This is a genomic window from Pseudomonas sp. G34, assembly GCF_031119625.1.
In the GTDB taxonomy this organism is placed as follows: domain Bacteria; phylum Pseudomonadota; class Gammaproteobacteria; order Pseudomonadales; family Pseudomonadaceae; genus Aquipseudomonas.
This window is the reverse complement of record NZ_JAVHZV010000027.1, coordinates 113,334-138,753: the sequence shown is the minus strand read 5'-3', so window position 1 is coordinate 138,753 and position 25,420 is coordinate 113,334. Positions and strand designations below refer to the sequence as shown.

The following is a 25,420-nucleotide window of genomic DNA, read 5'->3' as shown; positions in this document are numbered from 1 at the left end:
TATGCCCGTCGACCTGCAAGCGCTCTATCCCAAACTGATCCACCTGATGCTGGACACGGTTTTCGTGGTCGATGCGGACAACCGCATCGCCTTCGTCAGTGATGCCTGCGAAAGCCTGCTCGGCTACCGCGCCGCCGAGCTGACCGGCACGCTGATCACCGACTACATGCACCCCGATGATCTGGCCGCCACCCGGGAGTCGATCGTCCGCGTCATGAATGGTCAGCCGCACTTCGACTTTCGCAACCGCTACATCCGCAAGGACGGCAGCGTGGTCTACATCCTCTGGGCGGCCTTCTGGTCCGAGGAGGTCGGTGCACGCATCGGCGTCGCCCGGGACGTGACGGCCCTGGCGCATGCCGAGGAAGAGTTACGCTTCCTCGCCCACCACGACCCCCTGACCAAACTGACCAACCGCGCGCTGTTTCGCGACCGCCTGGAAACGGCGCTGCGCGGCGCCCATCGGCACACCAGCACGTTGGCCCTGCTGTTTCTGGATATCAACGATTTCAAGGCGATCAACGATACCCATGGGCACACGGCGGGTGATCAGGTGCTGTGCGAGATAGCCCGGCGCCTGAAGGCCTGTGTGCGGGAAACCGACACCGTGGCGCGGGTGGGCGGCGACGAATTCACCGTGCTGCTGAGCGATGTCGATACGCCCCAGGCCGTCGCCGAGAAAGTGGCGCAGATTCTCGCCGCGCTGGGCGAGCCGCTGGGCGCCGAGTTCGGGGCGCTGCGCATGCCGAGCTGCAGCATCGGCGTGGCCTGCTACCCCGCTGACGGAGAGGATGCCGATGCATTGCTCGGGCATGCCGACGGACACATGTACCGGGTAAAGCGTGCGCGCCAGGCGCCGGGTGGCAGCCCGCTCGGCTAGCTGCTGCGAGGCCTCCCGACCGCCAGCGTCGTCGGCCTGCGAAGAGTCGGTGCTCCTTGAGTCCTCGGGCACTCGATTGCCTTTCTGTTGACCAATACCTGACTTGACCCATTTTTGCCCGCATCGGCTGGTGCTGGCAGGCACATCCAACCGGAGGATCACCATGGCTCACGAGCAAATCGTCATCACCACGCCAGACGGCCACTGCCCGGCCCACCTGTTCACGCCGGCTGACGGGCAGGGCGGCCCGGCGATCATCTTCTACATGGATGCCGGCGGCATTCGCCCCACCGTGCTGGCCATGGCCGAACGCCTGGCCAATGCCGGCTACGTGGTGCTGCTGCCGGACATGTATTACCGCTATGGCGCCTATGGGCCGTTCGACCCCAAGGAAGTCTTCAAGGGCGATTTCCGCGCCATCCTCGGCCCGCTGATGGCCACCACCGGCAACGCCAAGGCGGCAGCGGATATCGATGCCTATATCGGCTACCTCGACCAGCGCAGCGAGGTGCACGGCCAGCGCATCGGCGCGGTGGGCTTCTGCATGGGCGGCGGCATGGCCATCGCCTCTGCGGGCGCCCGCCCGGAGCGCTTCGCCGCCGTCGCCAGCTTCCATGGCGGCAACCTGGCCACCGATGCGGCCGACAGCCCGCACCGCGCCGCCTCGGTGCTGCAGGCCGAGCTCTACATCGCCGCCGCCGAGAACGACGGCAGCTACCCGCCGGAAATGGCCGAACGCTTCGAGAAGGCCTTGAGCGACGCCGGTGTGACCTACAGCTCGGAAACCTACCCGGCCAAGCACGGCTGGATGAAGCCGGACTTTCCGGTGTACGACGAAAAGGCCGCCGAGCACGGCTGGAAGCAGATGCTGGCGTTCTTCGCGCGCACCCTGACGCGCAACTGACCCACGGCCACAGGCCTGGCTTACAGCACGGCCCTTAGCAACATTGCCACGGCGACCACGGCAGACACCAGGGCAAAGCCCCGTTGCAGGTTCGGCCCGGACAGCCTGCCAGCGGCCGCCCGGCCGAGCAGCATGCCTGCCAGGGCGCCCAGGCAAAATGGCGTGGCGATCAGCCAGTCCAGGTGGCCAGTGGCCGAGCTGGTTGCCACGCCCGCCGCGGAAATCAGCGCGATGACGGCCAGGGAAGTGGCCAGTACCGATTGCGCCGTCACGTTGGTGTAGCGTTGCAGGGCCGGTACCAGCACGAAGCCGCCGCCTACGCCGAGCAAGCCGGACAAGCCGCCGGCTACCAGGCCCGATAACGTGAGTGCCCAGGCGCACGGCCCCGTCCAGTTCAACTTGCCGCGGTTGACGTCCAGTTGGCAGGGCGCTGGCTTGGCCATAAAGGCTGGGCGGCCGGTTGGCGAGGCCAGGGTGCGGCGCCAGGTCAGCCAGGCGACGTACATGAGCACCAGCGCGAATATCCCCATCAGCGGGCGGTTGGGCAGGCGCTGCGCTGCCCACAGGCCGATGGGCGAGCAGAGCATTCCGGCAGCGGCCACCAGCAGTGCGGCCTTGTAGCGAACGATGCCGTCCCTCAGGCCCATCACTGCCCCGAGGCTGGCCGCCAGGCCAACCGCCAGCAAGCCGACCGGGCCCGCCTCGGCAACCTCCAGGCCCATCACGAAGACCAGCAAGGGCACCGCCAGTATGCCGCCGCCCGCACCGGTCAGGGCGAGGATCACGCCGACCAGCAGGCCAAGCAGGATGAGCGTGATCATCGCCGCGCCCTTGCGCACCAGGGGCGCCTCATACGTCCGCCAGCTCCGGCTTGGCCAGCCATTCGCGGCCCTTGAGCATGCCTTTCCAGTACAGCGGCGGCAGAATCCGCTCCTTGAGCAGCCAGGCCAGCCTGGAGGGTCTGGTGCCGTCGATGAGCCAGGAAGGGAAGCTGGGGGTGACCTTGCCGCCGTAGCTGAACTCGGCGAGCACGATCTTGCCGCGCTCGACCGTCAGCGGGCAGGACCCATAGCCGTGGTACAGCGCCGTGCCCTTGGCTTTGCCCAGGGCAGCCAGCACGTTGTGGGCAACCACTGGCGCCTGCTTGCGTGCGGCGGCCGCGGTTTTCGCGTTGCTGGTATTGGCGGCATCGCCGAGGGCGTGGATGTTCGCCCAGGCCTTGTGGCGCAGGGTGGTCGGGTCGACATCGATCCAGCCGGCCGCGTCGCTCAGCGGGCTGACGCGCACGAAGTCGGGGGCGACCTGCGGGGGCACCACGTGCAGCATGTCGAACGGGCGGGTAACGCTTTGCTTGCTGCCATCGGCATTCACCCTGGCGAAGGTGGCCGTCCGTGCCGCACCATCGACCCCGGTGAGCGTATGGCCGAAGTTCAGGTCGATGCCGTAGGCCGCCACATATTCCATCAGCGCCGGTACATAGTCGGCAACGCCGAACAACACCGCGCCGGCGCTGCAGAACTCGATCTCCATGTTCTGCAGAACACCGCTGCGGCGCCAGTGATCGGCCGACAGGTACATGGCCTTCTGGGGCGCCCCGGCGCATTTGATCGGCATCGCTGGCTGGGTGAAGATCGCCCGCCCACTGCGCAGCTGCTGCACCAGCTCCCAGGTATAGGGCGCCAGGTGATACAGGTAGTTGGAGGTCACGCCGTTGCGGCCCAGGGTGTCGGCCAGGCCCTCGACGGCGTGCCAGTCGAGCTTGAGGCCGGGGCAGACGATAAGCTGTTGGTAGCTGACCACCCGGCAGCCATCGAGGATCACGGCGTTGCGCTCCGGCTCGAAGGCGGCCACCGCCGACTGTATCCAGTGCACGCCGCGAGGCAGGGTCGCGCCCATGCTGTGGGCGGTTTGCGCTGCCTCGAAGATGCCACCGCCGACCAGCGTCCAGCCGGGTTGGTAGTAGTGCACCTCGGCGGGATCGATGATGGCGATATCCAACCCGGGCTCCCGGGCCAGCAGGCTCGATGCCGTGGCGATGCCCGCCGCGCCGCCGCCGACGATGACCACCGCATGGCTGGCCTCCGCCACCTCGAGGGGCATTCGCCCGCCATTGGCAATCCTGCGGATTACCGACTGCATGTCGAAACCAGCTTTGCTGGCGGTACCCACTATCTCGTGCAGCGGTTGCGTACGTGCCTGCCACAGCGCCCACAGGGTGGTCGAGCGCATGCCGGAACGGCAATAGGCCAGGATCGGCCTGGGCAGGGTTTCCAGCAGCTTGCCGAAAAGCTCGGCCTGCTGGTCGCTGACCTTGCCCGTTTCGGCAGGCAGGTAATGCGCTTCCAGGCCGTGTTGCCGGGCGGCCCGTTGGATGTCGGCAAACAATGCCTGGTCGCTACTTTCGCCATCGGGGCGGTTACAGATGATGGCGCGGTAACCGGCCTCTTTAAGGGCCGCCACGTCATCGGGGCGAAGCTGTTCGGATACGCCAAGGCCAGGCGCAAGGCTGCGAATGTCCATAGGAACCTCGGTAGGAAGGCAGGCACGAATAGTTGTTATGGGGGCGTCAAATCAGGTTGAGCGGTATCTTCAGGTAGCGCACGCCGTTGGTTTCGGGGGCTGGCAGGTGCCCGGCGCGCATGTTGACCTGCACCGCGGGCAGGATCAGGGTGGGCATTTCCAGGGTGGCATCGCGGGCGGTGCGCATGGCCACGAACTGTTCCTCGCTGATGCCATCGCGGACGTGAATGTTGAGTTCGCGCTGCTCGGCCACCGTGCTGACGTACTGCACCTCTCGCCCTTCCGGCGGGTAGTCGTGGCAGACGTAGAGCAGGGTGTCGGCAGGCAGGCTCAGCACCTTGCGGATCGACCTGAACAGGCTGTGTGCGTCGCCACCGGGGAAGTCGCAGCGTGCAGTGCCGTAGTCGGGCATGAACAGGGTGTCGCCCACGAACGCGGCGGTGCTGTGCCCGTCACGCAGCACATAAGCCATGCAGGCGGGGGTATGCCCGGGGGTGTGAAGCGCATGGCAGGCCAGGGAGCCGATGCTGAACGGCTCGTCGTCGACGAACAGGTGATCGAACTGACTGCCGTCGCGGGGCATGTCGGCACCGGCGTTGTACAGGCTGCCGAACACGTCCTGGACCTTGGCAATATGATTGCCGATACCGATCTTGCCGCCCACCTGCGCCTGCAGGTAGGGCGCGGCCGTCAGGTGATCGGCGTGCACATGGGTTTCCAGAATCCACTCCACGCGCGCCTCGAGTTCGGCCACCCGGGCAATCAGCCTGTCTGCCGACGCCGTGGCGGTACGGCCGGCCTTGGCGTCGTAATCGAGCACGCTGTCGATCAGGGCGCAGCGGTTGGTCTCGAGATCGAGGGCGATATAGCTGATGGTGCCGGTGATACTGTCGTGGAACGCTTCGACGTGGAGTTTGTTGCGCATGTTCTGTCTCCTGATGGGGCCTTTGCTGGGCCGCTCATGGTGACCAGCAGGGCAGCAACTGCTGTGCCAATCCGTCTGCTCTTGTGGTGTTGCGCTAGTCGTTTGATTTTTAAAGGGTTTTATCCTGTATTTAACGCGTTCGAATGGACTCGCCGGGATGAGCTGCCGTTGCTCATGCCATCTGGCAGAGTTGGCGCTGCCAATTGACAGTCTTGGCAGTGCGCCGCAGGATGCGGACACCCCCGGAATTCGTGACCAAGCCCATGTCAGCCAAAGCAGGCGGTTCAAGCGTCAAGACGGATCAGCTACGGCCACTGGTTTCGTATCTCGAACACGAACCGCAGCCGATGATCGTGCTCGATACCGATTACCAGATCCTCGCCGCGAACGCCGCCTATCAGCGCCAGTTTGCCAGCCCTGACTCGCCTGTTGTGGGGCGCAAATGCTACGAGGTCTCGCACCACTATGCGGTCCCTTGCGATCAGGCCGGCGAGCACTGCCCAATGCGCAAGGCGCGTGAGCTCAATGGCCCGGATCGGGTGCTGCATATCCATCACACCCCCCGTGGGCCCGAGCACGTCGATGTGGAACTGCGGCCGATCTTTGCCGAGGGGGGCGCCATCAGGGCCTACGTGGAGCGCCTGACCCTGGTGCGCAGCGCCTCGGCGCAGCCCAATGACGAGGGCTTGGTGGGCTGTTCTGCGGCGTTCAATATCGCCTTGGCGGAGCTCAAGCGCGTGGCCGGCACCATGCTGCCAGTGCTGCTGCTGGGCGAGTCGGGTACCGGCAAGGAATTGTTCGCCCGCGCCGTTCACGAGAACAGCGAGCGGGCCGATGGGCCGTTCGTGGTGGTCGACTGCTCGGGGTTGACCGAAACCCTGTTCGAAAGCGAATTGTTCGGCCACGAAAAGGGCGCCTTCACCGGCGCGGTGGCGCGCAAGCCGGGCCTGGTGGACATCGCCCAGGGCGGCACCCTGTTCCTCGACGAAATCGGCGATGTGCCCCTGGCCATGCAGGTAAAACTGCTGCGCTTGATCGAATCGGGAACCTACCGCCGCGTCGGCAGTGTGGAAACCCTCCACGCCAACTTCAGGCTGGTTGCCGCTACCCACAAGCCGCTGGCAGCGATGATGGCCAGCGGTGCATTCAGAGCGGATCTTTACTACCGCCTCAGTACCTTTCCCATTCAGCTGCCGCCGTTGCGCGAGCGGGTGGAGGATATCGGCCTGCTGGCGAATTCGTTCCTGCAGCGTGGTGAGCGGCGGCTGGTCATCGATACCGAGGCCCTGGCCAGCCTGGAGCGTTATGAGTGGCCGGGCAATATCCGCGAGTTGCGCAATGCCCTGGACCGGGCCAGCCTGTTCGCCGACGACGGGATCATCCGCCTCCAGCATCTGCCGCCCGCCATCACCGCGCACGGAGCCGGGCTGCCGGTTGCGGCAGGCGATCAACGATCCCTGGCGCAGATAGTGGCGACCTTCAAGGGCACCCGTAGCGAGTTGGCGAAGTACCTGGGGCTCAGTGAGCGGACGCTGTATCGCCGCCTCCGGGAGGAGGGCTGATGTTGACGATAGATATAGGGCCGCTGGCGCTTGGCGTTGGCCATGTGTTGCTGCTGGTGAGCCTGTTGCTGGCCACCCTGGTCGGCTGGTGGCTGGGGCGCAGCCGCCAGGTCAATCCGGAGAGGCTGATCTTCCGCCTGCTGCTGACGGCGCTGCTGGGCGCGCGGCTGGCCTTCGTCGTGCGCTACTTCGAGCATTACCAGGATGCGCCCTGGCGGGTGATCGACATTCGTGACGGCGGCTTCATCGCCTGGGGTGGTTTACTGGCGGCAGGCTTGCTGGGCGCCTGGTACCTGTGGCGTCAGGCGGCGATGCGCCGCGCCCTGGCCGCAGGCATGGCGGTGGGCCTGCTGGTGTGGGGGCTGGGTAGCCTGCTGCTGGATAACCTGGAGCAGGGCAAGCGCCTGCCGGAACTGGCCCTGCGCGATGTCCGGGGGCAACCGGTGGAACTGCGCGAGAAGCTCGGCCAACCCATGGTGATCAACCTCTGGGCCACCTGGTGCCCGCCCTGTCGGCGCGAAATGCCGGTGCTGGCCGAGGCGCAGCGTGAGCATCCCGGGGTGACCTTCGTGTTCGCCAACCAGGGCGAGGGCGCAGGCGAAGTCAGTGCCTATCTCGCCAGCCAGGCGCTGCAACTGGACAACGTGCTGCTCGACAGCGACGGCGGCCTGGGGCAACTGGTCGGCTCGCGGGCCTTGCCCACCACCCTGTTCTACGACGCCGAGGGCCGCCTGTTGGGCAGCCACCTCGGCGAACTGTCCCGGGCCAGCCTGGCGCGGGCGCTGGAAGCCCTGAATACGCCGCCATGACCTTCAAGTCCATCCAGTGAGGTGACGGGGATCTGCTGCGTATTACGCTGGGTGCGTCGGCCCATAACGCCCCATGGGGGCAGCGGCATCAGCTTTTTCGGGCAATAAAAAGCCGGCTTGTGGCCGGCTTTCGTAAGGCAGGTTGTGCTTACTTTTGATAAGCAGCAGCCGCCTTGGTGATCTCGGCGCGGGCCGCGTCAGCGTTGCCCCAGCCTTCGACCTTGACCCACTTGCCCTTCTCGAGATCCTTGTAGTTCTCGAAGAAGTGCTTGATCTGCTCGATCAGCAGCGGAGGCAGGTCGGTGTATTCCTGAACGTCTTTGTAGATGCTGCTCAGCTTGTCGTGGGGAACCGCGATCAGCTTGGCGTCGCCACCGGCTTCGTCGGTCATGTGCAGCACGCCAACCGGGCGAGCGCGGATCACCGAGCCTGGGGCGACCGGGTACGGGGTCACGACCAGCACGTCGAGGGGGTCACCGTCGTCGGCCAGGGTGTGCGGGATGAAACCGTAGTTGGCCGGGTAGAACATCGGGGTGGCCATGAACCGGTCAACGAACAGGCAGTCGGTGTCGTGATCGATTTCGTATTTGATCGGCGCGTGGTTGGCCGGGATTTCGATAGCGACGTAGATGTCGTTCGGCAGGTCTTTACCAGCCGGAACCTTGCTGTAGCTCATGGGTGACTCCCTGATGTGCGCCAAAAAAAGTGGCGCGATTATAGGTGGATTCCCGCGTCGTTGCCATTACGGCCATCTGGCGTATCGGTGGGCGCGGGCGTGGCGTGCTGATAGTCCGGGTGTTCGACCTGCAGGCGGCGCAAACGTGCCAATGGGTCTTGCCGATAGAACAGGCGCAGTTGCTCGTAGACCGCCGGGAAGGCCTGGTCGAGCAGGTCGGGCGCATTGAAGAAATATTCGCTGGTCACCGCGAAGAATTCGGCGGGGTTTTCCGCGGCGTAGGGGTCGATGGCGGTCTGCGCTTCGTCATCCGCATCCAGCTCGGCGTTCAGGCTGTCGAAGGCCTGCTGCATGGCGCTGGCCCATTGCTTGACGTCCATGTTGCTGTGCAGTGGCGGCAGGCCGTTGGCGTCGCCACCGAGCATGTCCAGCTTGTGGGCCAGTTCGTGGATCACCAGGTTGTAGCCTTCCCAGTTGCCACTGGCCTGTACGCCGGGCCAGGCAAGAATCACCGGGCCCTGCTGCCAGGCTTCGCCGCTGTGTTCGCCGTCCCATTCGTGCTCGATGCCGCCGGAGTCGCGGTGGCGCTGGGGGCTGACGAAGTCGTCCGGGTAGAGAATCACCTCGTGGAAACCCTGGTACCAGTTCAGCTCGGCCAGGCCGAGCAGCGGCAATTCGGCGAGCACCGCCAGGGCCAGGCGATCGTCGTTGTCCAGTTCGAGGCCGGGCAGGGTGGTCAGGTGTTTGCTGTGCAGAAACAGCACGGCGCGTTCACGCAGCCGTTGCTCTTCTTCGCTGCTGAGGCCATCGAGAATCGGCAGGCGCCCGCGCACGGTGGCCCAGCTGCTGGCGCTGACAGGGTTACGGGAGAGGACGCGCCGACGGCGCCAGGCGCTAAACGACCACATGGAAACGGCTCGGTGGGGGAGTGGCGGTCACCTTAACAGGCCGCCCGCCGACCGCAAGCGCCCAGGCGTTACTCGGCGTTGATGGGCAGCACCTGGTTGTTGAGCTGTCTGTCCTCGACGAGGCTGATCGACTCCCGGAGCAGCGACTCCCGGAGCATCGGCGCCACCTGATTATCGCCGCTGGGTGCCGGGCGCCGCTGTGCTAATCTGCGGCCATGTTTTCACCCGGCTCGCACGGCCTGTGGCGCGCCTGTTTTCGAGGTTTTCATGCATATCCACATTCTCGGCATTTGCGGCACCTTCATGGGCTCGCTCGCCGTGCTGGCCAAGGAACTGGGCCACCGCGTCACCGGCTCCGATGCCAACGTCTACCCGCCGATGAGCACCCAGCTCGAAGCCCAGGGCATCGAGCTGCTGCAGGGCTACGACCCCGCGCACCTGCAGCCGGCGCCGGATCTGGTGGTGGTCGGCAACGCCATGAGCCGTGGCAACCCGGCGGTGGAATACGTGCTCAACAAGGGCCTGCCCTATGTGTCCGGCCCGCAGTGGCTGGCCGACCATGTGCTGCAGGGCCGCTGGGTGATGGCGGTGGCCGGCACCCACGGCAAGACCAGCAGCTCGAGCATGCTCGCCTGGGTACTGGAGCACGCCGGCATGGCGCCGGGCTTCCTGATCGGCGGCGTACCGCAGAACTTCGGGATTTCCGCGCGGCTGGGCGATACGCCATTCTTCGTGGTCGAGGCCGACGAGTACGACAGTGCGTTCTTCGACAAGCGCAGCAAGTTCGTCCACTACCGCCCGCGCACCGCCATCCTCAATAATCTCGAATTCGACCACGCGGACATCTTCCCCGACCTGGCCGCCATCGAGCGGCAGTTCCATCACCTGGTGCGGATCATTCCCGGCGAAGGCCTGGTCATCCATCCGGCCAGCGAAAGCGCGCTGGCGCGGGTGATCCAGATGGGCTGCTGGACGCCCGTGCAGACCACCGGCGCAGGCGGCCAATGGCAGGCACGTCTGCTCAGTGCCGACGGTTCGCGCTTCGAGGTGAGTTTCGACGGCAAGGTCGAGGGTGTGGTGGACTGGCAACTGACCGGCCAGCACAACGTCGCCAACGCCCTGGCGGTGCTAGCGGCGGCACGTCACGTTGGCGTGCTGCCGGCGCTGGGCATCGAGGCGCTGGGCCAATTCATCAACGCCAAGCGGCGCATGGAAAAGGTCGCCGAGGTGAACGGCGTGACCGTCTATGACGACTTCGCCCACCACCCGACGGCCATCGCCACCACCCTCGACGGCCTGCGCAAGCGGATGGGCGACGAGCAGATCATCGCGGTGATCGAGCCGCGCTCCAATTCCATGAAGCTTGGCGCCCACCGCGACGGCCTGGCCGAGTCCGCCGTGCAGGCCGATGCGGTGTTCTGGTACGCGCCGGCGAACCTCGGCTGGGATCTGGCAGCCACCGTTGCCGGGGCGACCAATCCGACCCAGGTATGCGACTCGCTTGAGGCCATCATCGACGGCGTGAAGGCGCGGGTGCGCCCCGGCACCCAGGTGGTGATCATGAGCAATGGCGGCTTCGGCGGCTTGCACGGCAAGCTGGCCAAGGCGCTGGAGGCATGAGCATGGCAGGGCCAGAACGGATTACTCTCGCCATGACTGGCGCCTCGGGCGCCCAGTACGGCCTGCGCCTGCTCGACTGCCTGGTGCGCGAGGATCGGGAGGTGCACTTCCTGATCTCCAAGGCCGCGCAACTGGTGATGGCCACCGAGACCGACGTCAGCCTGCCGGCCAAGCCCCAGGCCATGCAGGCCTTTCTCACCGAATACACCGGCGCCACCGACGGGCAGATTCGCGTGTACGGCAAGGAAGACTGGATGGCGCCGGTGGCGTCCGGCTCCGGCGCGCCGTCGGCCATGGTGGTAGTGCCGTGCAGCACTGGCACGCTGTCATCGATTGCCACCGGTGCCTGCAACAATCTGATCGAGCGTGCCGCCGACGTCGCCCTCAAGGAGCGCCGCCAACTGATCCTGGTGCCGCGCGAGGCTCCGTATTCGAGCATTCACCTGGAGCACATGCTCAAGCTGTCCAACCTGGGCGTGACCATCCTGCCGGCCTCGCCGGGCTTCTATCACCAGCCCCAGACCCTGGATGACCTGGTCGACTTCGTGGTCGCGCGCATCCTCAACTGCCTGAACATCCCCCAGGACATGCTGCCGCGCTGGGGCGAGCATCACCTCAACAGTGGCGATGACTAGGCGCACGAGCTGGCTGCTGGTGCTGGCCTGCCTGCAACTGGGCGGCTGCGCCACCGCTCGCACCCTCGACGCCGCCAAACCCGGCGCGCCGGTGGTGTACGCCGGCACGCGGCTGGACTGGTACGCGCTGCAGGGCGGTTGCTGCTCGCGCGAGCGCTTCGGTGCCGAGGCGCCGCGATACGCCGCTGTGGATCTACCCGCCAGCGCGCTGCTCGATACCCTGTTGTTGCCGCTGTCGCTGGCCAAGGCGCTGGGGATCGGCTTGCAGGTGAGTGGCGGTGGGTAGGGTAGTTTGACCGGGCGCGGGTGATGTTTGAGGCTAGCGCCTACGCGGCCCGCCCCATCTGCCATCTGGAGCGTATTACCCGTGGGAGCGGGCCATGCCCGCGAAAAGTCACGGGCATGGCCCGTTTCCACAACCCGTAGGGTGGACAACGCTCTTTTTGTCCACCATTGCGGTACGGGAACGGTGGATGGGTGAAGCGTCATCCACCCTACGGTCTTTCGGCTTGGCTTCATTCCGTAGGGTGGACAACGCTCTTTTTGTCCACCATTGCGGTAACGGGAACGGTGGATGGGTGAAGCGTCATCCACCCTACGGTCTGGAGCGTATTACCTGTGGGAGTGGGCCATGCCCGCGAAAAGTCACGGGCATGGCCCGTTCCCACAGTAGGCCGATGTCCGCCTTGCTTACCTTTCCAAGCCATAACTCTTTCAAATCGGCGTCAGCAGCGCCTCACCGCGAAAGTGCCGGTCGATATTGTCGAGAAACTGGCTCAGCGACTGTTCCAGCGCCTGAGGTGAGTGGCCGCCGACGTGTGGGGTGATGGTCAGGTTGTCGAGGTCGAGCAGCTCGCTGGGCGGTAGCGGCTCGCTTTCGTACACGTCCAGTGCCGCGGCGCGGATGCGCTTCTCGCGCAGCGCGCTGCCCAGCGCCGCGGTGTCCACCACGCTGCCGCGCGCCACGTTGACCAGATAACCCTGGGGCCCCAGCGCTTCGAGCACCTCGGCGTTCACCAGGTGATGGGTCGCGGCGCCGCCGGGAATGGCGATCACCAGGCAGTCGCACCACTGCGCCAGTTCCAGCAGGCTGGCGAAGTACTGGTGCGGGCTGCCTGGTTTGGCTGAGCGATTGTGATAGCCCACCGGCATAGCGAAGGCCGCGGCACGGCGGGCCAGTTGTTCGCCGATGGCGCCGAGGCCGAGGATGCCCAGGCGTTTGCCGCTGACGCCATCGGTCATCGGCAGGGCGTCGCGCCAGATGCCGGCGCGGCAGGCGTTGTCCAAACGGCGCACATCGCGAATCGCTGCCAGCAGCAACGCCATGGCGTGGTCGGCGACGCACACCGCGTTGCTGCCAGCACCGTTGCTCAGGGCGATGCCGCGAGCGCGGGCCGTTTCGATATCGACCTTCTCGTAGCCAACCCCCAGGGTACCGATGAAGCCGAGCTTTGGCAGGCGGGCGATTTCCTCACCGGTCAGGCCGATGGTGCCGATGGTCAGCACTGCCTGAATGCTGGCCCCGTGCTCGGCAATCGCCGCCTCGCGTGCCGCCGCGTTGGCGGCATGGGTCACCTGGTATCGCTCGGCGATACGCGCCAGACTGGCTTCGCCAAGCGGGTTGAGAATCAGCAGATGGGGTTTCATGGGGTCTCCATGGCGAGTAGGCGTGGATGGTTACTCGATGACGCGCAAGGTGCTGCGCCCCCGACTGATATCGGCCAGCAGGCGTTGCAGGCCTTCGAGCTGCGATCGTGGTACGGCCAGCTGCAGTTCGGCGCCTTCGGCATCGAAGCTTTCCTGTTCCAGCACGGCGTCGAATTCGGCCAGGCGTGATTTGAGCAGGGCCAATTCGGCGAAGCCGCAATGGCAGGCGCAGGCGGTGCGCGGCACCTGTTCCTGACGCTCGGCGTGCTGCAGGCATTTGTTGGCGCTGCCGCCGTAGGCGCGGGCCAGGCCGCCGGTGCCGAGCTGGATGCCGCCATACCAGCGCGTCACCACCACGGCCACGCCATCGAACCCCTGCGCTTCGATGGCGGCGAGAATCGGCCTGCCAGCGGTGCCGCTGGGTTCGCCATCGTCGCTGAAGCGATACTGCTGGCCAAGCTTCCAGGCCCAGCAGTTGTGCGAGGCGCCCGGGTCGCTGACCTGCTCGATGAAGGCCTGGGCATCCGCCGCGCTGGCGATGGCGCGGGCCTGGGCGAGAAAGCGGCTTTTGCGGATTTCCTCGCGGTAGTCGCAAGGGGCGAGTAGCAGGTAAGGCATCAGACGCTCGGCTTCAGCCCGCAGCCCCTGAGGATGATGCGCACCATGTTGTCCGCGGCGGCCTGGTAGTCGGGCTTGGTCAGGCGCGAGCGGCCGCTGACCCGGCAGATTTCCGAGGCGAAGTCGGCGTGGTACTGGGTGCTGCTCCAGATCAGGAAGATCAGGTTCGTGGGGTCGACCGGCTCCATCTTGCCGGCGGCGATCCACTGTTCGAAGATCGCCGCGCGCTCGCGAAACCAGCTCTGGTGGTCCTTGCCGAAGTGCTGGGACAGGAAGGCGCCGCCGCTGATCACTTCCATGGCGAAGATGCGCGAGGCCTTGGGGTAGCGCCGCGAATATTCCATCTTGGCGCGGATGTAGCGCTCCAGCGCCTCGGCGGGGTCGTCGTCGGCGCTCAGGTTGTCGAAGGCGCTGTCCCACAGGGCCAGGATATTGCTCAGCACGGCCAGGTACAGGCCCTGCTTGCTGCTGAAGTAGTAATGCAGGTTAGCCTTGGGAAGGCCCACCGCCTGGGCGATGGTGTTCATGCTGGTGCCCTTGAAGCCGTGGCGGGCGAACTCTTCCTCGGCCGCCGCGATGATCGCTTCTTCGTTCTTCTGCCGGATGCGGCCAGTCGGCTTGCCGGTGGTGGCGCGTTTAGCGGTGGCGTCGAGGGGCATCAGGGAGCTTCCGTGGTGATCTGAGGGCTCAGCGGGAGAACAGATACTCCACCGTAGCGGGCGTGACAAGCGCTGGCGCTGCAATTATCCACTCAAGGCCCCGAGGCGCGGTCAGCTGAAGGCCTGGACGATGCGCTCGCGCTGCGCGGCATTCGGCAGGCGACCCTGGCCGGCCTTGAGGTTGTCGACCACGTAACGCGGGTTGGAGGTGGCCGGAATCACCGCGGTCACCGCCTCGTTGGCGAGGATGAACTTGAGCAGCAACTGCGCCCAGGAGGTGGCGTCGATCTCGTTGGCCCACTCCGGCAGCGGCTTGCCCTTGACCCGGCTGAGCAACTGCGCGCGCTGGAACGGCCGGTTGATCAGGGTGGCGATACCGTTGTCGCGGCAGTAGGGCAGCAGGCGCTTCTCGGCGTTGCGCTCGCCCACCGAATAATTGAGCTGCACGAAGTCGACCTTCTCCTTGGCGAGCACCGCCAGCAGGTCGTCATGGGCCGATTCGATGTAATGGGTGATGCCGATGTAACGCACCTTGCCCTGCTCGCGCAGCTCACGGGCCAGGGCCAGCTGGGTGGTGGTGTCCTGCAGGTTGTGCACCTGCAAAAGGTCCATCCTGTTGGCCTGCAGGGCCTTGAGGCTGGCCTCGAACTGCGCCAGGCCACGCTCGCGCCCGGTGCTCGACAGCTTGGAGGCAAGGAAGGCCTTGCCCTGGGTTTTGGTGCGCTTGAGCAACTCGCCGGTCACCGCCTCGGCGCTGCCATAGCTGGGCGCCGTGTCGATCAGCGTGCCGCCGCCATTGATAAAGGCGCGCATCACTTCGTCGAGATCTTCCAGGCTGGATTCGTCGAGGCTCACGTTGAAGGTTTGCGAGGTGCCGAGGCCGATCACCGGCAGGCTCTCGCCGCTGGACGGGATCTTGCGCTGCAGCACGGCGGCCGGGTTGGCGGCGAAGGCGAAACCGGGCAGCAACTGGCTGGTGGCCGCGAGGGTCATCAGGGCAGCGCTGCCCTGCAGGAAATGGCGACGATTGGGCATGGCGTGCTCCGCTGGCTGATCGAAGAGACAATGGCTTGAGACTAGACGCCCAGCCTCAGGGCTTCTAGACAGCCTGTTACCGGGTATGTCGCTATCGGTTGGCCGGCGAAGGGGGAACCAACCTTCCCCCTGACCATCACAGCAGAGCCTGTCAGCGTCGCGGACAGGTCTGGAATGTTCAGGTTGCCTGCCTGGGCCGTTACCGAAGGATCCTGCAAGCCGTGTTATCTCGTTCTCTGTGCTCACCCGTAGTTGCTCTGCTGACACTGCTGGGCGGTTGTACCCAGTACCGCGAAGTGCCCCCGCAAACGGCCGAAGGCCAGGCCTGCGTCCAGCAGTGCAACCAAACGCAGCGGGCCTGCGAGCGGCAAGAGGATGAGTCCTACCAGGGCTTCAAAGTCATTTATGACAGCCAGAACCAGGGCTACCAGAACTGCCTGCATGCCACCGAAGACCCCAATCTCAAGACGCTGTGCCCGAAGCCCACGGCAATCGACGGGCCTGACTACCGAATCTGCGCGGAGGTCTACAAGAACTGCTTCGTCAAATGTGGCGGCCGCTACGAGAAGGTCGAGTAAGCGCTGCATGGCAGGGGGTGGCGAAAGCGGCCGGTCGGTCGCTTTGCCCTTATGGTGCTCCTCGTGCCACAGAATTATCAGACGACACCAATCGCCCCTTCAGGAGGCCGAGCGGAATCTTTGTGGAGAGGGTTGAGCGACATGGATGTCGCGAGAGCCGCGATGGGCCAGGGACGGCCCTTCGCGGCGGGCCCTCGGAACAATGATGGAGCGAGGGAACCCCAGCGAAGCTGGGGCCGGATGCCGGGGCTAGACCTTTTGGTTTCTTTTGGGGCGATGCCAAAAGAAACCCGCTCGTCAGAGCGGAACCGGACGTATGAGCAACGCGATAACGCTGGCAAACCACAGCTCACGCATAGCGTGTGGAACGTAAAGAGCTCGCGGCTAAAGCCCCTCCTACGAGTTACGCGAACGGCCGATTTTTCCTTATAGCTGCCAATTCAAACGCACATCTAACTGATCAAAAACGACCGCTCAGGCGCTCGTCGCCAGTTCCTCGAGAAAGCTCTCCAGCACCAGGTGTGGCCGGCGGCCCTTGCGGGTCACCGAGGCCAGGCTGATGTCGTAGAAGCGCTTATCGGCCTTGAGCGCGCGCAGGCGGCCTTCCTTGATCCATGCCTCGGCGTAGTGGTCCGGCAGGTAGCCGATATAGCGCCCGGTGAGGATCAGAAACGCCATGCCTTCGCGGTCCGAAGCACTGGCCGTGCAGTTGAGCGCCCCGTAGTGGCTCTGGATTTCCGGCGGCAGGCGAAAGGTCGGGGCGATGGCGTCCTGGGCGTTGAGACGTTCATCCGGCAACTCCTTGTCATCGACATAGAACAGCGGGTGGCCGACCGCGCAGTACAGCCGCGAGCGCTCGTCGTACAGCGGCTGGTAATCCAGGCCGGAAAGCCCGCCGACCACCGGCACCACGCCCACGTGCAGGCGGCCGTCGAGCACACCCTGTTCGACTTCGCTGGGCGGCGTCATGCGGATGTTCACCCGCACGTCCGGCCCGCGTTCCTTGAGGCGGGCGAGGGCGGCGGTGATACGCATGTGCGGCACCGTCACCAGGTTGTCGGTCAGGCCGATGTTCAGCTCGCCGCGCAGGTGCTGGTGCAGGCCATTGACCTCGGTGCGAAAGCTCTCCAGTGCCGCCAATAACTGCTGGGTCGACTGGTACACCTCGCGGCCCTCCTCGGTCAGCGCAAAGCCGGCGCGGCCGCGTTGGCACAGGCGCAGGCCGAGGCGCTGTTCCAGGTCGCTCATCTGCTGGCTGATCGCCGAGCGGCCAATGCCCAGCACGCTCTCTGCGGCAGAAAACCCGCCGCACTCGACCACGCTGCGAAACAGCTTGAGCAGGCGGATATCGAAGTCACTGACCTGGGCGAGGGGTTCGGGGCGGCGGGCGCTCATTGTTTAGTAAGCCTTGAACTGAAGATAAGAAGAGTGCTGTTTTACTGACTCTATGCCCGTGGCACCTTTGCTGGCAACTGATGCACCTACTTGTGGGAGCGGCTTCAGCCGCGATTGCTGTCGATTCTCGCGGCTAAAGCCGCTCCCACGTTAGTTCCGATCACGCCGCCACTGCCGAGGCCATCGCCATGAACATGCCGCAGACCGCCACGCCGCCCCTGGCCAGCCAGCTCAAGCTGGACGCCCACTGGATGCCGTTTTCCGCCAACCGCAGCTTCCAGCGCGACCCGCGGATCATCGTTGCCGGGGAAGACGCCTGGCTGACCGACGACTCCGGTCGCAAGGTCTACGACAGCCTGTCCGGCCTGTGGACCTGCGGCGCCGGCCATTGCCGCAAGGAGATTCAGGAGGCGGTGGCCAAGCAGCTCGGCACCCTCGATTACTCGCCGGGCTTCCAGTATGCCCACCCGCTGTCGTTCAAGCTGGCCGAGCAAATGGCCGACCTGATGCCGGGCGAGCTCAACCACGTGTTCTTCACCGGTTCGGGCTCCGAGTGCGCCGACACCGCGGTGAAGATGGCCAAGGCCTACTGGCGCCTCAAGGGCCAGGCCAGCAAGACCAAGTTCATCGGTCGCGCTCGCGGCTACCACGGCGTGAACATCGCTGGCACCAGCCTCGGCGGCATCGCCGGCAACCGCAAGATGTACGGCCAGCTGATGGACGTCGACCACCTGCCGCATACCCTGCAGCCGGGCATGGCGTTCACCAAAGGCGCAGCGGCAACCGGTGGCGTCGAGCTGGCCAACGAGCTGCTCAAGCTGATCGAGCTGCATGACGCCTCGAACATCGCCGCGGTGATCGTCGAGCCGATGTCCGGCTCGGCCGGCGTCATCGTGCCGCCGGCCGGTTACCTGGAGCGCCTGCGCGAGATCTGCACCCAGCACAACATCCTGCTGATCTTCGATGAAGTGATCACCGCGTTCGGGCGCATGGGCAAGTGGACCGGCGCCGAGTATTTCGGCGTCACGCCGGACATCCTCAATGTTGCCAAGCAGATCACCAACGGCGCCATTCCCCTGGGCGCGGTGATCGCCAGCCGCGAGATCTACCAGACCTTCATGGGCCAGCCGACGCCCGAGCACATGATCGAGTTCACCCACGGCTATACCTACTCGGCCCACCCGGTAGCCTGCGCCGCTGGCCTGGCCTCGCTGGAGCTGCTCAAGCGCGAGAACCTGATCCAGCAGGCCGCCGAGCTGGCGCCCAAGTTCGAGAACGCCATCCACGGGCTCAAGGGCGCCAAGCACGTGGTCGACATCCGCAACTGTGGCCTGGCTGGCGCGATCCAGCTGGCGCCCCGTGACGGCGACCCGACGATCCGTCCGTTCGAAGCCGGTGTGGCGTTGTGGAAGGCCGGCTTCTACGTGCGCTTCGGCGGCGACGGCCTGCAGTTCGGGCCGATGTTCAACGCCAAGATCGAAGACCTCGACCGCGTGTTCAGCGCCGTCGGCGACGCCCTGCAAGGCATCGCCTGATGGCCGGCCGGCAGCAGGCGGTGGCCACCGTGCAGGTGGATAACGACGAGGTGATCGTCACCGAATGGCGCTTCGCGCCAGGCGCCGAAACCGGGCGCCACCGCCATGCTCATGACTACGTGGTGGTGCCGATGACCGACGGCACCCTGCTGCTGGAAACCCCGGAAGGCGACAAGCGCGCGGCGCTGGTCGCCGGGCAGAGCTACTTCCGCAAGGCGGGCGTCGAGCACAACGTGGTCAACGCCAGCGACCACGAAGTGGTCTTCGTCGAAACCGAACTCAAGTGACAAACCCATCCCCGGCGGCAGCCGCGTGCGTCGCTGTCGGCCAAGCGAGCAACATTCGGAGGACTCAATGACCACCATCCAGCACCTGATCCACGGCCAGCTCAGCGACGGCCAGGGCGGCCGCAGCGCCGACGTGTTCAACCCGGCCACTGGTGAGGCGGTGCGCCGCGTCGCCCTGGCCGATGTGGCCACCGTGCAGCAGGCCATCGACTCCGCCAAGCAGGCCTTCCCGGCCTGGCGCAACACCCCGCCGGCCAAGCGCGCCCAGGTGATGTTCCGCTTCAAGCAACTGCTCGAACAGCACGAAGAGGCGATCGCCAAGCTGATCGCCGAAGAGCACGGCAAGACCCTCGAAGACGCCGCCGGTGAGCTCAAGCGCGGTATCGAGAACGTCGAGTACGCCTGCGCCGCGCCGGAAATTCTCAAGGGTGAGTACACCCGCAACGTCGGCCCCAACATCGACGCCTGGAGCGACTTCCAGCCGGTGGGCGTGGTCGCCGGCATCACCCCGTTCAACTTCCCGGCCATGGTGCCGCTGTGGATGTACCCGCTGGCCATCGTCTGCGGCAACTGCTTCATCCTCAAACCGTCCGAGCGCGACCCCAGCTCCACCCTGTACATCGCCCAGCTGCTCCATGAAGCCGGCCTGCCCGCAGGCGTGCTCAACGTCGTGCATGGCGACAAGACCGCCGTGGATGCGCTGATCCAGGCGCCGGAGGTCAAGGCCCTGAGCTTCGTCGGCTCCACGCCGATTGCCGAATACATCTACGCCGAAGGCACCAAGCGCGGCAAGCGCGTGCAGGCCCTCGGCGGTGCCAAGAACCACGCGGTGCTGATGCCCGACGCTGACCTGGACAACGCCGTCAGCGCGCTGATGGGCGCTGCCTACGGCTCCTGCGGCGAGCGCTGCATGGCCATCTCGGTGGCCGTGTGCGTGGGCGACCAGATCGCCGATGCCCTGGTCGAGCGCATCGTCCCGCAGATCAAGGCCCTGAAGATCGGTGCCGGCACCCAGTGCGGCCTCGACATGGGCCCGCTGGTCACCGCGGCGGCGAAGGACAAGGTCACCGGCTATATCGAAGCGGGTGTGGCCGCTGGCGCCCAGCTGGTGGTCGACGGCCGTGGCCTGAGCGTGGCCGGCTTTGATAATGGCTTCTTCCTCGGCGGCAGCCTGTTCGACCGGGTAACCGCGGACATGAGCATCTACACCGACGAGATCTTCGGTCCGGTGCTGTGCATCGTCCGCGTCGACAGCCTGGAGACCGCCATGCAGTTGATCAACGACCACGAATACGGCAACGGCACCTGCATCTTCACCCGTGACGGCGAAGCCGCGCGGCTGTTCTGCGACGAGATCGAAGTGGGCATGGTCGGCGTCAACGTGCCGCTGCCCGTGCCGGTGGCCTATCACAGCTTCGGCGGCTGGAAACGCTCGCTGTTCGGCGACCTGCACGCCTACGGCCCCGACGGCGTGCGCTTCTACACCCGCCGCAAGTCGATCACCCAGCGCTGGCCCCAGCGCAAGACCCACGAGGCGGCGCAGTTTGCGTTTCCCAGCAATAGCTGAGGTGGGGTGAGGTAAATGAAAGGGCCGATCAGATGATCGGCCTTTTTATTGGTGCCCCGAAACCGGGGTTGCACTCCGGCCTGGAGTCAAGCTCTAGGAACGGAAGTTGTGAGAGCACCACCTGTGGGAGCGGGCCATGCCCGCGAATCTTTATCGGCAGCGACGCATATTTTGCGGCCGAATATCGCACTCCGACGCCGCCTCTCTATCGACTTACAAACCGGTTTCGCCCTTACGGCGACTCACTTTTTTCAAACGCCGGATGGCCGGCCCCGCAAAAAATTAAGCAAAACCGCTGTGCCCCTGCATCCGGGTCTCGCTCCATCATTGCTCCAAGGGCCCTCGCGGCATCCATGCCGCTCAAGGCTGCCCGCCCGGTCCTCTACACAACGATTCCGTTCGGCCTCCTGAAGGGGCGATTGGCGTATGCCTGAGGTATTGCGTCGAGCCTAATGGTGGACAAGCTTCGCGTTGTCCACCCTACGTGCTACCTGCTAGAGCTTTGGCTTGACCTCCGGCAGTCCACCGGCACGGTTCAGGATGGCGCTGATAGAGGTTTGGGCTCGTTCGAGTACCTGCGGCACGTCCACGCCGATCAGCTGGCCGCCTCGTTTGAGCGGTACGCCATTGACGATCACCGTGTCGACGTTGGCGGTGGTGGCCGAATAGACCACCAGGGCAGCGGGGTCGTTGGTGCCGGGGGAGGCCATGTTGAGGGCGTTGAGGTCCAGCAGGATCAGGTCGGCGCGTTTGCCGGGGGTTATCGAGCCGATTTCCTTGTCCATGCCGATCGAGCGGGCGGCCTCCAGAGTCGCCAGTTCAAGGATGCGCCGCGGCTCGATGGCCGTCTCGGCCTTGTTGGCGGCGGACTCGGTCAATGCCAGCAGCCGCATGTTGGCGAAGAGGTCGGCACTACCCGCGAGCGCCGGGCCGTCTATACCAAGGCCAAGGCGCCCGACCGCCGCGTAATCGCTCAATAGGGTCAGGCCGTAGCCGACCCGGTGTTCGGTGATCGGGGTCAGTGACAGCGAGCTGCCGGCCGCGCGAAAGGACGCCACCTGAGCGTTCGTGGCTGCGGTGGCGTGGATGATCTGCACGTCCTCGCCAAGCAGGCCGCTGTCGATAAGCGCGGCGTTGCGAGCACCGCCTGAATGAACCGCTATTGGCAGGCCGAGTGATCGCGCGGCCTCGATTTCGCGACGGCCCGTTTGTAGCGTTGCCGGAGCACCCTCACCTACGCCTCGCCAGCCGAGACCGAGCGTCAGGTTGCCCTGGGCCGGTTGTGCGGCGACCTCGGCCAGATGTTCGAGATCAATGGATTGCTCAGCCTTCAGGTCATCGTGCGCGCCGTACAGCAGGCGCGCTCGAATGCCACTTTCCAGCAGTGCCTGCCTGGCTGCCTCCCAGTGCTCCGGGCCACGCAGGTTATGAAAGAAGTCGACCGTTGTGGTTACGCCCGAAGCCAGGGTTTCCACCGCGCCAAAATAGGTGCCGATGCGGATGTCTTCGGGGCTGTAGTGGCGCGCCAGGTGTTTTTTCAACAGGAAGTAGTCGGTTTGCGGGGTATTGCGAAACTGCCCGCGCGCGGCGCTGAGCCAGAGGTGAGTATGGGTGTCGACCAGGCCGGGCAATAGCAGCATACCCCGCGCGTCGATGCGCTCGACGTCAGTGACTGTCAGCCGCTGCCCGATCTCGGCGATGCGGCCGTCACGCAGCAGCACGTCTGTCTCACGCAAGTCACCCAGCGTCGGGTCGAGGGTCATCACCTGAGCATTTTCGATCAGCAGATCGTGGGTTTGCCCATGGATAGTGGGGGCGATCGAGAGCAGCAGGGCAGGAAGAAGACAATGCAGTGGGCTGCGCATGGTTAGGTTCCATTCGATGGCGACAATCGCCTCAGTAAAGGGGCTGGATTGGCGGCTGCCATAAGCAGACCGTTGCTGGATGTGTTTGCTTTGCGCAGGTTGCAGTCATCACCGGTGGCGCCAGCAAACCGCTAAATGGATGCTCGATTGGGCTGAAACACGCAACAAAGCATTGCGCATCAGGCCGTATTTCGAACCTATCTGCTTCTCTATGATGGCCCGCACTTTCCCTTGTGAGGCCATGCCATGAATGCTTTACGTCTGTTGCGCCCTTTGTTGTTAGGCGGTGCCGTGCTGGCCGGGGCCGGCCAGGTGCTGGCGGCTGAGCCGTTGAAGCTGGATATTTACAACCCCGGTGCCAAGTCGATTTTCCCGGTGTCGGCGCAGATCGTCTCCGGGCCGACCGAGGCGGTGCTGATCGATGCGCAGTTCCAGCGTGACGATGCCCAGGCGCTGGTCGAGAAGGTGCGCGCGACCGGCAAGAAGCTGACCACCGTGTACATCAGCCACAGCGACCCGGATTATTACTTCGGGCTGGATGTGATCCAGCGCGCCTTCCCGGACGCGAAGATCGTCGCCACTGCCGAGACGGTGGCCGCCATCGAAGCGAGCAAGGACGGCAAGCTGGCCCACTGGGGGCCGATCATGGCGGGCAACGCGCCGCAGACGCTGGTGGTACCGCAGGCGCTGAGCGAGCCGAAACTGACCGTGGATGGCCAGGTGCTGGAGATTCGCGGGCCGGAGCCCAAGCGTACCTTCGTGTGGATTCCGTCGCTGAAGACCGTGGTCGGCGGCATCCCGGTGTCGGCGAATATCCATGTGTGGATGGCTGATACCCAGACCGTGCAATCGCGCCGTGACTGGCTGGGCACGCTGGATGCCATCGACGCGCTGAAGCCTAGCCGCGTGGTACCCGGGCATTACCTGGCCAATGCCGATGGCAGCCTGCCGGATTCGCCGCAAACGGTTACCGCGACCCGCGAGTATCTGTTGGCCTTCGAGCAAGAGGCGAAGCAGGCCAGGGACTCGGCGCAGCTGATCGTGGCCATGCGCAAGCGCTTCCCCAGCCTGGCCGATGAGTCCTCGCTGGCGCTCAGTGCCCAGGTGATCAAGGGCGAGGTGAAGTGGCCGCAATAGGGCTGCGTATCGGCATCGCCCGCGGCTCGGCAAGGGCAGGGGCAACGCTGTTACCGGTTACAACGGCAGGAATGGCTGGTTAGGTCGATCCGAAAGGTGAATAGACCGCTCTGGAATAAGCCTTGGCAGGCAAACAGGTCACTTTGGATGTCGGCCAAGGGGGCTGCCCAAGGTTGGGCAGTGTTTCCCATGGTTGCACCAGCATGGACGAGGCATTGCGCGACCAAGGTGCGCAACTGGCAGCGGTTTGTCGTGAACGTGGCGCCTTTTCAATCGAAAGTGACGCATTGCTCCAGACATTGGCGGTTACATCGGCGTCAACTGCGACTTTCGTCTAGAAGTTTCAAACGGTCGTGCGAATGGCATAGCGCTTGCTCCAACAGGCGGGCCAATCCTAAAAACTCCTCAGGAGCACGTCCATGCCTCATACGTCTTTCAAGAAAGGTTTCTTGGCGCTCGCGATCACTGGCGCACTGGGTTTTTCCTCGCTGACCCACGCGGACATCACCATTGGTGTCGGTGCGCCGATGACTGGCGGCAACGCGGCGTTCGGTGACCAGTTGTGGCGCGGTGCCGAGCAGGCGGCAGCGGATATCAATGCGGCGGGCGGTATCAACGGCGAGAAGATCAAGCTGGTGAAAGGCGATGACGCCTGCGAGCCGAAGCAGGCGGTGTCGGTGGCCAACCGGATGGTCGATGCCGACAAGGTGGTGGCGGTGATCGGGCACTTCTGTTCCTCGTCGACCATGCCGGCGTCCGAGGTGTATGACGAGGCAGGCATCCTGGCGGTAACCCCGGCGTCCACCAACCCGCAGGTGACCGAGCGCGGCCTGACCGCGATGTTCCGCATGTGCGGCCGTGACGACCAGCAGGGCATCGTTGCCGGCGACTACATCGTCGATGTACTCAAGGCCAAGAAGATCGCCGTGGTGCACGACAAGGACACCTACGGCCAGGGCCTGGCCGACGCCACCCGTGCGCAACTCAACAAGCGCGGCGTGAAGGAGGTGATGTACGAGGGCCTGACCCGCGGCGAGAAGGACTTCAACGCCCTGGTCACCAAGATCCGCGCCAGCGGCGCCGAGGTGGTGTACTTCGGTGGCCTGCATGCCGAGGCCGGCCCGCTGGTACGGCAGATGCGCGAGCAGGGCGTGACCGCCAAGTTCATCTCCGGCGACGGCATCGTCACCGACGAGATGGTCGGCACCGCCGGCGGCCCGCAGTACGTCGACGGCGTGCTTATGACCTTTGGCGCCGACCCGCGGCAGATCGCCGACGGCAAGGCGGTGATCGAGAAATTCCGCGCCAATGGCTACGAGCCGGAAGGCTATACCCTTTACTCCTACGCTTCGATGCAGGTGGTGGCCGCGGCCTTTGCCGGCATCAAGGGCACCGATGGCGCCGAGGCCGCTGCCTGGCTGAAGGCCAACCCGGTGCAGACGGTGATGGGCAAGAAGGAGTTCGACGACAAGGGCGACCTGAAAGTCTCCGACTACGTGATGTACCAGTGGGGCGCTGACGGCAAGTACAAGCAGCTTTAAGAGAAGGGTTCTCTCGAGCGGCAGGGTGAGCGTGGGAGTGGCTTCAGTTTGTAGGGTGGACGACGCTTTATTCGTCCACCGTGCTTTAACCGCAATGGTGGACAAGAAGAGCATTGT

General features: G+C 65.1%; 24 protein-coding genes. 13 read left to right on the top strand and 11 right to left on the bottom strand.

Translation table 11 applies throughout. From position 1 onward, the window contains the following. The first annotated feature begins 1 nt into the window (after position 1). Both QYS36_RS17410 and QYS36_RS17405 read left to right on the top strand, forming a co-directional pair. Positions 2–880: a sensor domain-containing diguanylate cyclase gene (locus tag QYS36_RS17410; RefSeq protein WP_308840683.1), complete on the top strand. Its 879-nt coding sequence runs from the start codon at positions 2–4 to the stop codon at positions 878–880. A gap of 163 nt (positions 881–1,043) precedes the next feature. Beyond that, the gene (locus tag QYS36_RS17405; RefSeq protein ID WP_308840682.1) at positions 1,044–1,784 is read left to right on the top strand and encodes a dienelactone hydrolase family protein; all 741 of its coding nucleotides are present in this window, start codon (positions 1,044–1,046) and stop codon (positions 1,782–1,784) included. A gap of 20 nt (positions 1,785–1,804) precedes the next feature. On the opposite strand, the gene QYS36_RS17400 is transcribed toward QYS36_RS17405, so the two are convergent. Genes QYS36_RS17400 through QYS36_RS17390 form a run of 3 tightly spaced genes read right to left on the bottom strand, consistent with a single transcriptional unit; the run spans position 1,805 to position 5,229 of the window. Then, on the bottom strand, positions 1,805–2,605 hold the full coding sequence (locus QYS36_RS17400) for a sulfite exporter TauE/SafE family protein (RefSeq protein WP_308840681.1): 801 nt from the start codon (positions 2,603–2,605) through the stop codon (positions 1,805–1,807). Between the two features lie 28 nt (positions 2,606–2,633). Next, a complete protein-coding gene (locus QYS36_RS17395) occupies positions 2,634–4,304 on the bottom strand; it encodes a TIGR01244 family sulfur transferase (protein ID WP_308840680.1) in 1,671 nt (556 codons plus the stop codon). 46 nt (positions 4,305–4,350) lie between these two features. Further along, complete coding sequence (locus QYS36_RS17390) at positions 4,351–5,229, bottom strand: MBL fold metallo-hydrolase (protein ID WP_308840679.1); 879 nt, start codon at positions 5,227–5,229, stop codon at positions 4,351–4,353. A 263-nt stretch (positions 5,230–5,492) separates the two neighbouring features. On the opposite strand from QYS36_RS17390, the gene QYS36_RS17385 reads away from it, so the two are divergent. Together QYS36_RS17385 and QYS36_RS17380 are read left to right on the top strand one after the other, a co-directional pair. Further along, complete coding sequence (locus tag QYS36_RS17385) at positions 5,493–6,791, top strand: sigma 54-interacting transcriptional regulator (RefSeq protein WP_308840678.1); 1,299 nt, start codon at positions 5,493–5,495, stop codon at positions 6,789–6,791. Continuing rightward, complete coding sequence (locus tag QYS36_RS17380; protein WP_308840677.1) at positions 6,791–7,600, top strand: TlpA disulfide reductase family protein; 810 nt, start codon at positions 6,791–6,793, stop codon at positions 7,598–7,600. Before QYS36_RS17385 ends, QYS36_RS17380 begins: the two co-directional genes overlap by 1 nt. A 148-nt stretch (positions 7,601–7,748) precedes the next feature. On the opposite strand, the gene ppa is transcribed toward QYS36_RS17380, so the two are convergent. Next, positions 7,749–8,276 (bottom strand): inorganic diphosphatase, encoded by a 528-nt coding sequence (gene ppa, locus QYS36_RS17375; RefSeq protein ID WP_308840676.1) that lies wholly within the window; start codon positions 8,274–8,276, stop codon positions 7,749–7,751. Between the two features lie 38 nt (positions 8,277–8,314). Continuing rightward, positions 8,315–9,184 carry a zinc-dependent peptidase gene (locus QYS36_RS17370; protein ID WP_308840675.1) on the bottom strand — a complete coding sequence of 290 codons (870 nt, stop codon included), beginning with the start codon at positions 9,182–9,184 and terminating at the stop codon, positions 8,315–8,317. A 267-nt stretch (positions 9,185–9,451) separates the two neighbouring features. Here QYS36_RS17370 and mpl point away from each other — a divergent pair, with 267 nt between their 5' ends. From mpl to QYS36_RS17355, 3 genes are read left to right on the top strand one after another with little or no spacing between them, the layout of a single operon-like run. Then, on the top strand, positions 9,452–10,804 hold the full coding sequence (gene mpl, locus QYS36_RS17365; RefSeq protein WP_308840674.1) for a UDP-N-acetylmuramate:L-alanyl-gamma-D-glutamyl-meso-diaminopimelate ligase: 1,353 nt from the start codon (positions 9,452–9,454) through the stop codon (positions 10,802–10,804). Positions 10,805–10,806: 2 nt separating this feature from the next. After that, complete coding sequence (ubiX, locus tag QYS36_RS17360) at positions 10,807–11,439, top strand: flavin prenyltransferase UbiX (RefSeq protein WP_308840673.1); 633 nt, start codon at positions 10,807–10,809, stop codon at positions 11,437–11,439. Further along, positions 11,432–11,725 (top strand): YceK/YidQ family lipoprotein, encoded by a 294-nt coding sequence (locus QYS36_RS17355; protein ID WP_308840672.1) that lies wholly within the window; start codon positions 11,432–11,434, stop codon positions 11,723–11,725. Before ubiX ends, QYS36_RS17355 begins: the two co-directional genes overlap by 8 nt. A gap of 428 nt (positions 11,726–12,153) precedes the next feature. Here QYS36_RS17355 and QYS36_RS17350 read toward each other — a convergent pair whose 3' ends face one another. From QYS36_RS17350 to QYS36_RS17335, 4 genes are all read right to left on the bottom strand, one after another. Then, a complete protein-coding gene (locus QYS36_RS17350; RefSeq protein ID WP_308840671.1) occupies positions 12,154–13,086 on the bottom strand; it encodes a 2-hydroxyacid dehydrogenase in 933 nt (310 codons plus the stop codon). A gap of 30 nt (positions 13,087–13,116) precedes the next feature. Then, positions 13,117–13,704 (bottom strand): YigZ family protein, encoded by a 588-nt coding sequence (locus QYS36_RS17345; protein WP_308840670.1) that lies wholly within the window; start codon positions 13,702–13,704, stop codon positions 13,117–13,119. Then, complete coding sequence (locus tag QYS36_RS17340) at positions 13,704–14,363, bottom strand: TetR/AcrR family transcriptional regulator (protein ID WP_308840669.1); 660 nt, start codon at positions 14,361–14,363, stop codon at positions 13,704–13,706. Before QYS36_RS17340 ends, QYS36_RS17345 begins: the two co-directional genes overlap by 1 nt. A gap of 111 nt (positions 14,364–14,474) precedes the next feature. Continuing rightward, positions 14,475–15,398 (bottom strand): aldo/keto reductase, encoded by a 924-nt coding sequence (locus QYS36_RS17335; RefSeq protein WP_308840668.1) that lies wholly within the window; start codon positions 15,396–15,398, stop codon positions 14,475–14,477. A gap of 221 nt (positions 15,399–15,619) precedes the next feature. On the opposite strand from QYS36_RS17335, the gene QYS36_RS17330 reads away from it, so the two are divergent. Continuing rightward, positions 15,620–15,976 carry a hypothetical protein gene (locus QYS36_RS17330; protein ID WP_308840667.1) on the top strand — a complete coding sequence of 119 codons (357 nt, stop codon included), beginning with the start codon at positions 15,620–15,622 and terminating at the stop codon, positions 15,974–15,976. 474 nt (positions 15,977–16,450) lie between these two features. Here the strand turns inward: QYS36_RS17330 and QYS36_RS17325 are convergent, their stop codons facing one another. Beyond that, complete coding sequence (locus QYS36_RS17325) at positions 16,451–17,371, bottom strand: LysR family transcriptional regulator (RefSeq protein ID WP_308840666.1); 921 nt, start codon at positions 17,369–17,371, stop codon at positions 16,451–16,453. 188 nt (positions 17,372–17,559) lie between these two features. On the opposite strand from QYS36_RS17325, the gene QYS36_RS17320 reads away from it, so the two are divergent. The 3 genes from QYS36_RS17320 to QYS36_RS17310 all read left to right on the top strand — a co-directional run bounded on the left by QYS36_RS17320 (position 17,560) and on the right by QYS36_RS17310 (position 20,760). Continuing rightward, a complete protein-coding gene (locus QYS36_RS17320) occupies positions 17,560–18,906 on the top strand; it encodes an aspartate aminotransferase family protein (RefSeq protein WP_308840665.1) in 1,347 nt (448 codons plus the stop codon). Further along, positions 18,906–19,193: a cupin domain-containing protein gene (locus QYS36_RS17315; RefSeq protein WP_308840664.1), complete on the top strand. Its 288-nt coding sequence runs from the start codon at positions 18,906–18,908 to the stop codon at positions 19,191–19,193. Before QYS36_RS17320 ends, QYS36_RS17315 begins: the two co-directional genes overlap by 1 nt. Positions 19,194–19,260: 67 nt before the next feature. Further along, positions 19,261–20,760 (top strand): CoA-acylating methylmalonate-semialdehyde dehydrogenase, encoded by a 1,500-nt coding sequence (locus tag QYS36_RS17310; RefSeq protein ID WP_308840663.1) that lies wholly within the window; start codon positions 19,261–19,263, stop codon positions 20,758–20,760. Between the two features lie 494 nt (positions 20,761–21,254). Here the strand turns inward: QYS36_RS17310 and QYS36_RS17305 are convergent, their stop codons facing one another. Further along, positions 21,255–22,625: an amidohydrolase family protein gene (locus QYS36_RS17305; RefSeq protein ID WP_308840662.1), complete on the bottom strand. Its 1,371-nt coding sequence runs from the start codon at positions 22,623–22,625 to the stop codon at positions 21,255–21,257. A 246-nt stretch (positions 22,626–22,871) separates the two neighbouring features. On the opposite strand from QYS36_RS17305, the gene QYS36_RS17300 reads away from it, so the two are divergent. Together QYS36_RS17300 and QYS36_RS17295 are read left to right on the top strand one after the other, a co-directional pair. After that, positions 22,872–23,762: an MBL fold metallo-hydrolase gene (locus QYS36_RS17300; RefSeq protein WP_308840661.1), complete on the top strand. Its 891-nt coding sequence runs from the start codon at positions 22,872–22,874 to the stop codon at positions 23,760–23,762. A 419-nt stretch (positions 23,763–24,181) separates the two neighbouring features. Further along, complete coding sequence (locus QYS36_RS17295; protein ID WP_308840660.1) at positions 24,182–25,303, top strand: branched-chain amino acid ABC transporter substrate-binding protein; 1,122 nt, start codon at positions 24,182–24,184, stop codon at positions 25,301–25,303. The last annotated feature ends 117 nt before the right edge of the window (positions 25,304–25,420 follow it).

What these genes read in the sequence shown, in the direction of transcription:
- QYS36_RS17315 (WP_308840664.1), top strand. Translation starts at nt 18,906, where the DNA reads ATGGCCGGCCGGCAGCAGGCGGTGGCCACCGTGCAGGTGGATAACGAC.
- QYS36_RS17380 (WP_308840677.1), top strand. Translation starts at nt 6,791, where the DNA reads ATGTTGACGATAGATATAGGGCCGCTGGCGCTTGGCGTTGGCCATGTG.
- QYS36_RS17335 (WP_308840668.1), bottom strand. Translation starts at nt 15,398, where the DNA reads ATGCCCAATCGTCGCCATTTCCTGCAGGGCAGCGCTGCCCTGATGACC.
- QYS36_RS17400 (WP_308840681.1), bottom strand. Translation starts at nt 2,605, where the DNA reads ATGATCACGCTCATCCTGCTTGGCCTGCTGGTCGGCGTGATCCTCGCC.
- QYS36_RS17385 (WP_308840678.1), top strand. Translation starts at nt 5,493, where the DNA reads ATGTCAGCCAAAGCAGGCGGTTCAAGCGTCAAGACGGATCAGCTACGG.
- QYS36_RS17300 (WP_308840661.1), top strand. Translation starts at nt 22,872, where the DNA reads ATGAATGCTTTACGTCTGTTGCGCCCTTTGTTGTTAGGCGGTGCCGTG.
- QYS36_RS17310 (WP_308840663.1), top strand. Translation starts at nt 19,261, where the DNA reads ATGACCACCATCCAGCACCTGATCCACGGCCAGCTCAGCGACGGCCAG.
- ppa (WP_308840676.1), bottom strand. Translation starts at nt 8,276, where the DNA reads ATGAGCTACAGCAAGGTTCCGGCTGGTAAAGACCTGCCGAACGACATC.
- QYS36_RS17295 (WP_308840660.1), top strand. Translation starts at nt 24,182, where the DNA reads ATGCCTCATACGTCTTTCAAGAAAGGTTTCTTGGCGCTCGCGATCACT.
- QYS36_RS17390 (WP_308840679.1), bottom strand. Translation starts at nt 5,229, where the DNA reads ATGCGCAACAAACTCCACGTCGAAGCGTTCCACGACAGTATCACCGGC.
- QYS36_RS17370 (WP_308840675.1), bottom strand. Translation starts at nt 9,184, where the DNA reads ATGTGGTCGTTTAGCGCCTGGCGCCGTCGGCGCGTCCTCTCCCGTAAC.
- QYS36_RS17355 (WP_308840672.1), top strand. Translation starts at nt 11,432, where the DNA reads ATGACTAGGCGCACGAGCTGGCTGCTGGTGCTGGCCTGCCTGCAACTG.
- QYS36_RS17405 (WP_308840682.1), top strand. Translation starts at nt 1,044, where the DNA reads ATGGCTCACGAGCAAATCGTCATCACCACGCCAGACGGCCACTGCCCG.
- ubiX (WP_308840673.1), top strand. Translation starts at nt 10,807, where the DNA reads ATGGCAGGGCCAGAACGGATTACTCTCGCCATGACTGGCGCCTCGGGC.
- mpl (WP_308840674.1), top strand. Translation starts at nt 9,452, where the DNA reads ATGCATATCCACATTCTCGGCATTTGCGGCACCTTCATGGGCTCGCTC.
- QYS36_RS17350 (WP_308840671.1), bottom strand. Translation starts at nt 13,086, where the DNA reads ATGAAACCCCATCTGCTGATTCTCAACCCGCTTGGCGAAGCCAGTCTG.
- QYS36_RS17345 (WP_308840670.1), bottom strand. Translation starts at nt 13,704, where the DNA reads ATGCCTTACCTGCTACTCGCCCCTTGCGACTACCGCGAGGAAATCCGC.
- QYS36_RS17320 (WP_308840665.1), top strand. Translation starts at nt 17,560, where the DNA reads ATGAACATGCCGCAGACCGCCACGCCGCCCCTGGCCAGCCAGCTCAAG.
- QYS36_RS17340 (WP_308840669.1), bottom strand. Translation starts at nt 14,363, where the DNA reads ATGCCCCTCGACGCCACCGCTAAACGCGCCACCACCGGCAAGCCGACT.
- QYS36_RS17305 (WP_308840662.1), bottom strand. Translation starts at nt 22,625, where the DNA reads ATGCGCAGCCCACTGCATTGTCTTCTTCCTGCCCTGCTGCTCTCGATC.
- QYS36_RS17325 (WP_308840666.1), bottom strand. Translation starts at nt 17,371, where the DNA reads ATGAGCGCCCGCCGCCCCGAACCCCTCGCCCAGGTCAGTGACTTCGAT.
- QYS36_RS17395 (WP_308840680.1), bottom strand. Translation starts at nt 4,304, where the DNA reads ATGGACATTCGCAGCCTTGCGCCTGGCCTTGGCGTATCCGAACAGCTT.
- QYS36_RS17410 (WP_308840683.1), top strand. Translation starts at nt 2, where the DNA reads ATGCCCGTCGACCTGCAAGCGCTCTATCCCAAACTGATCCACCTGATG.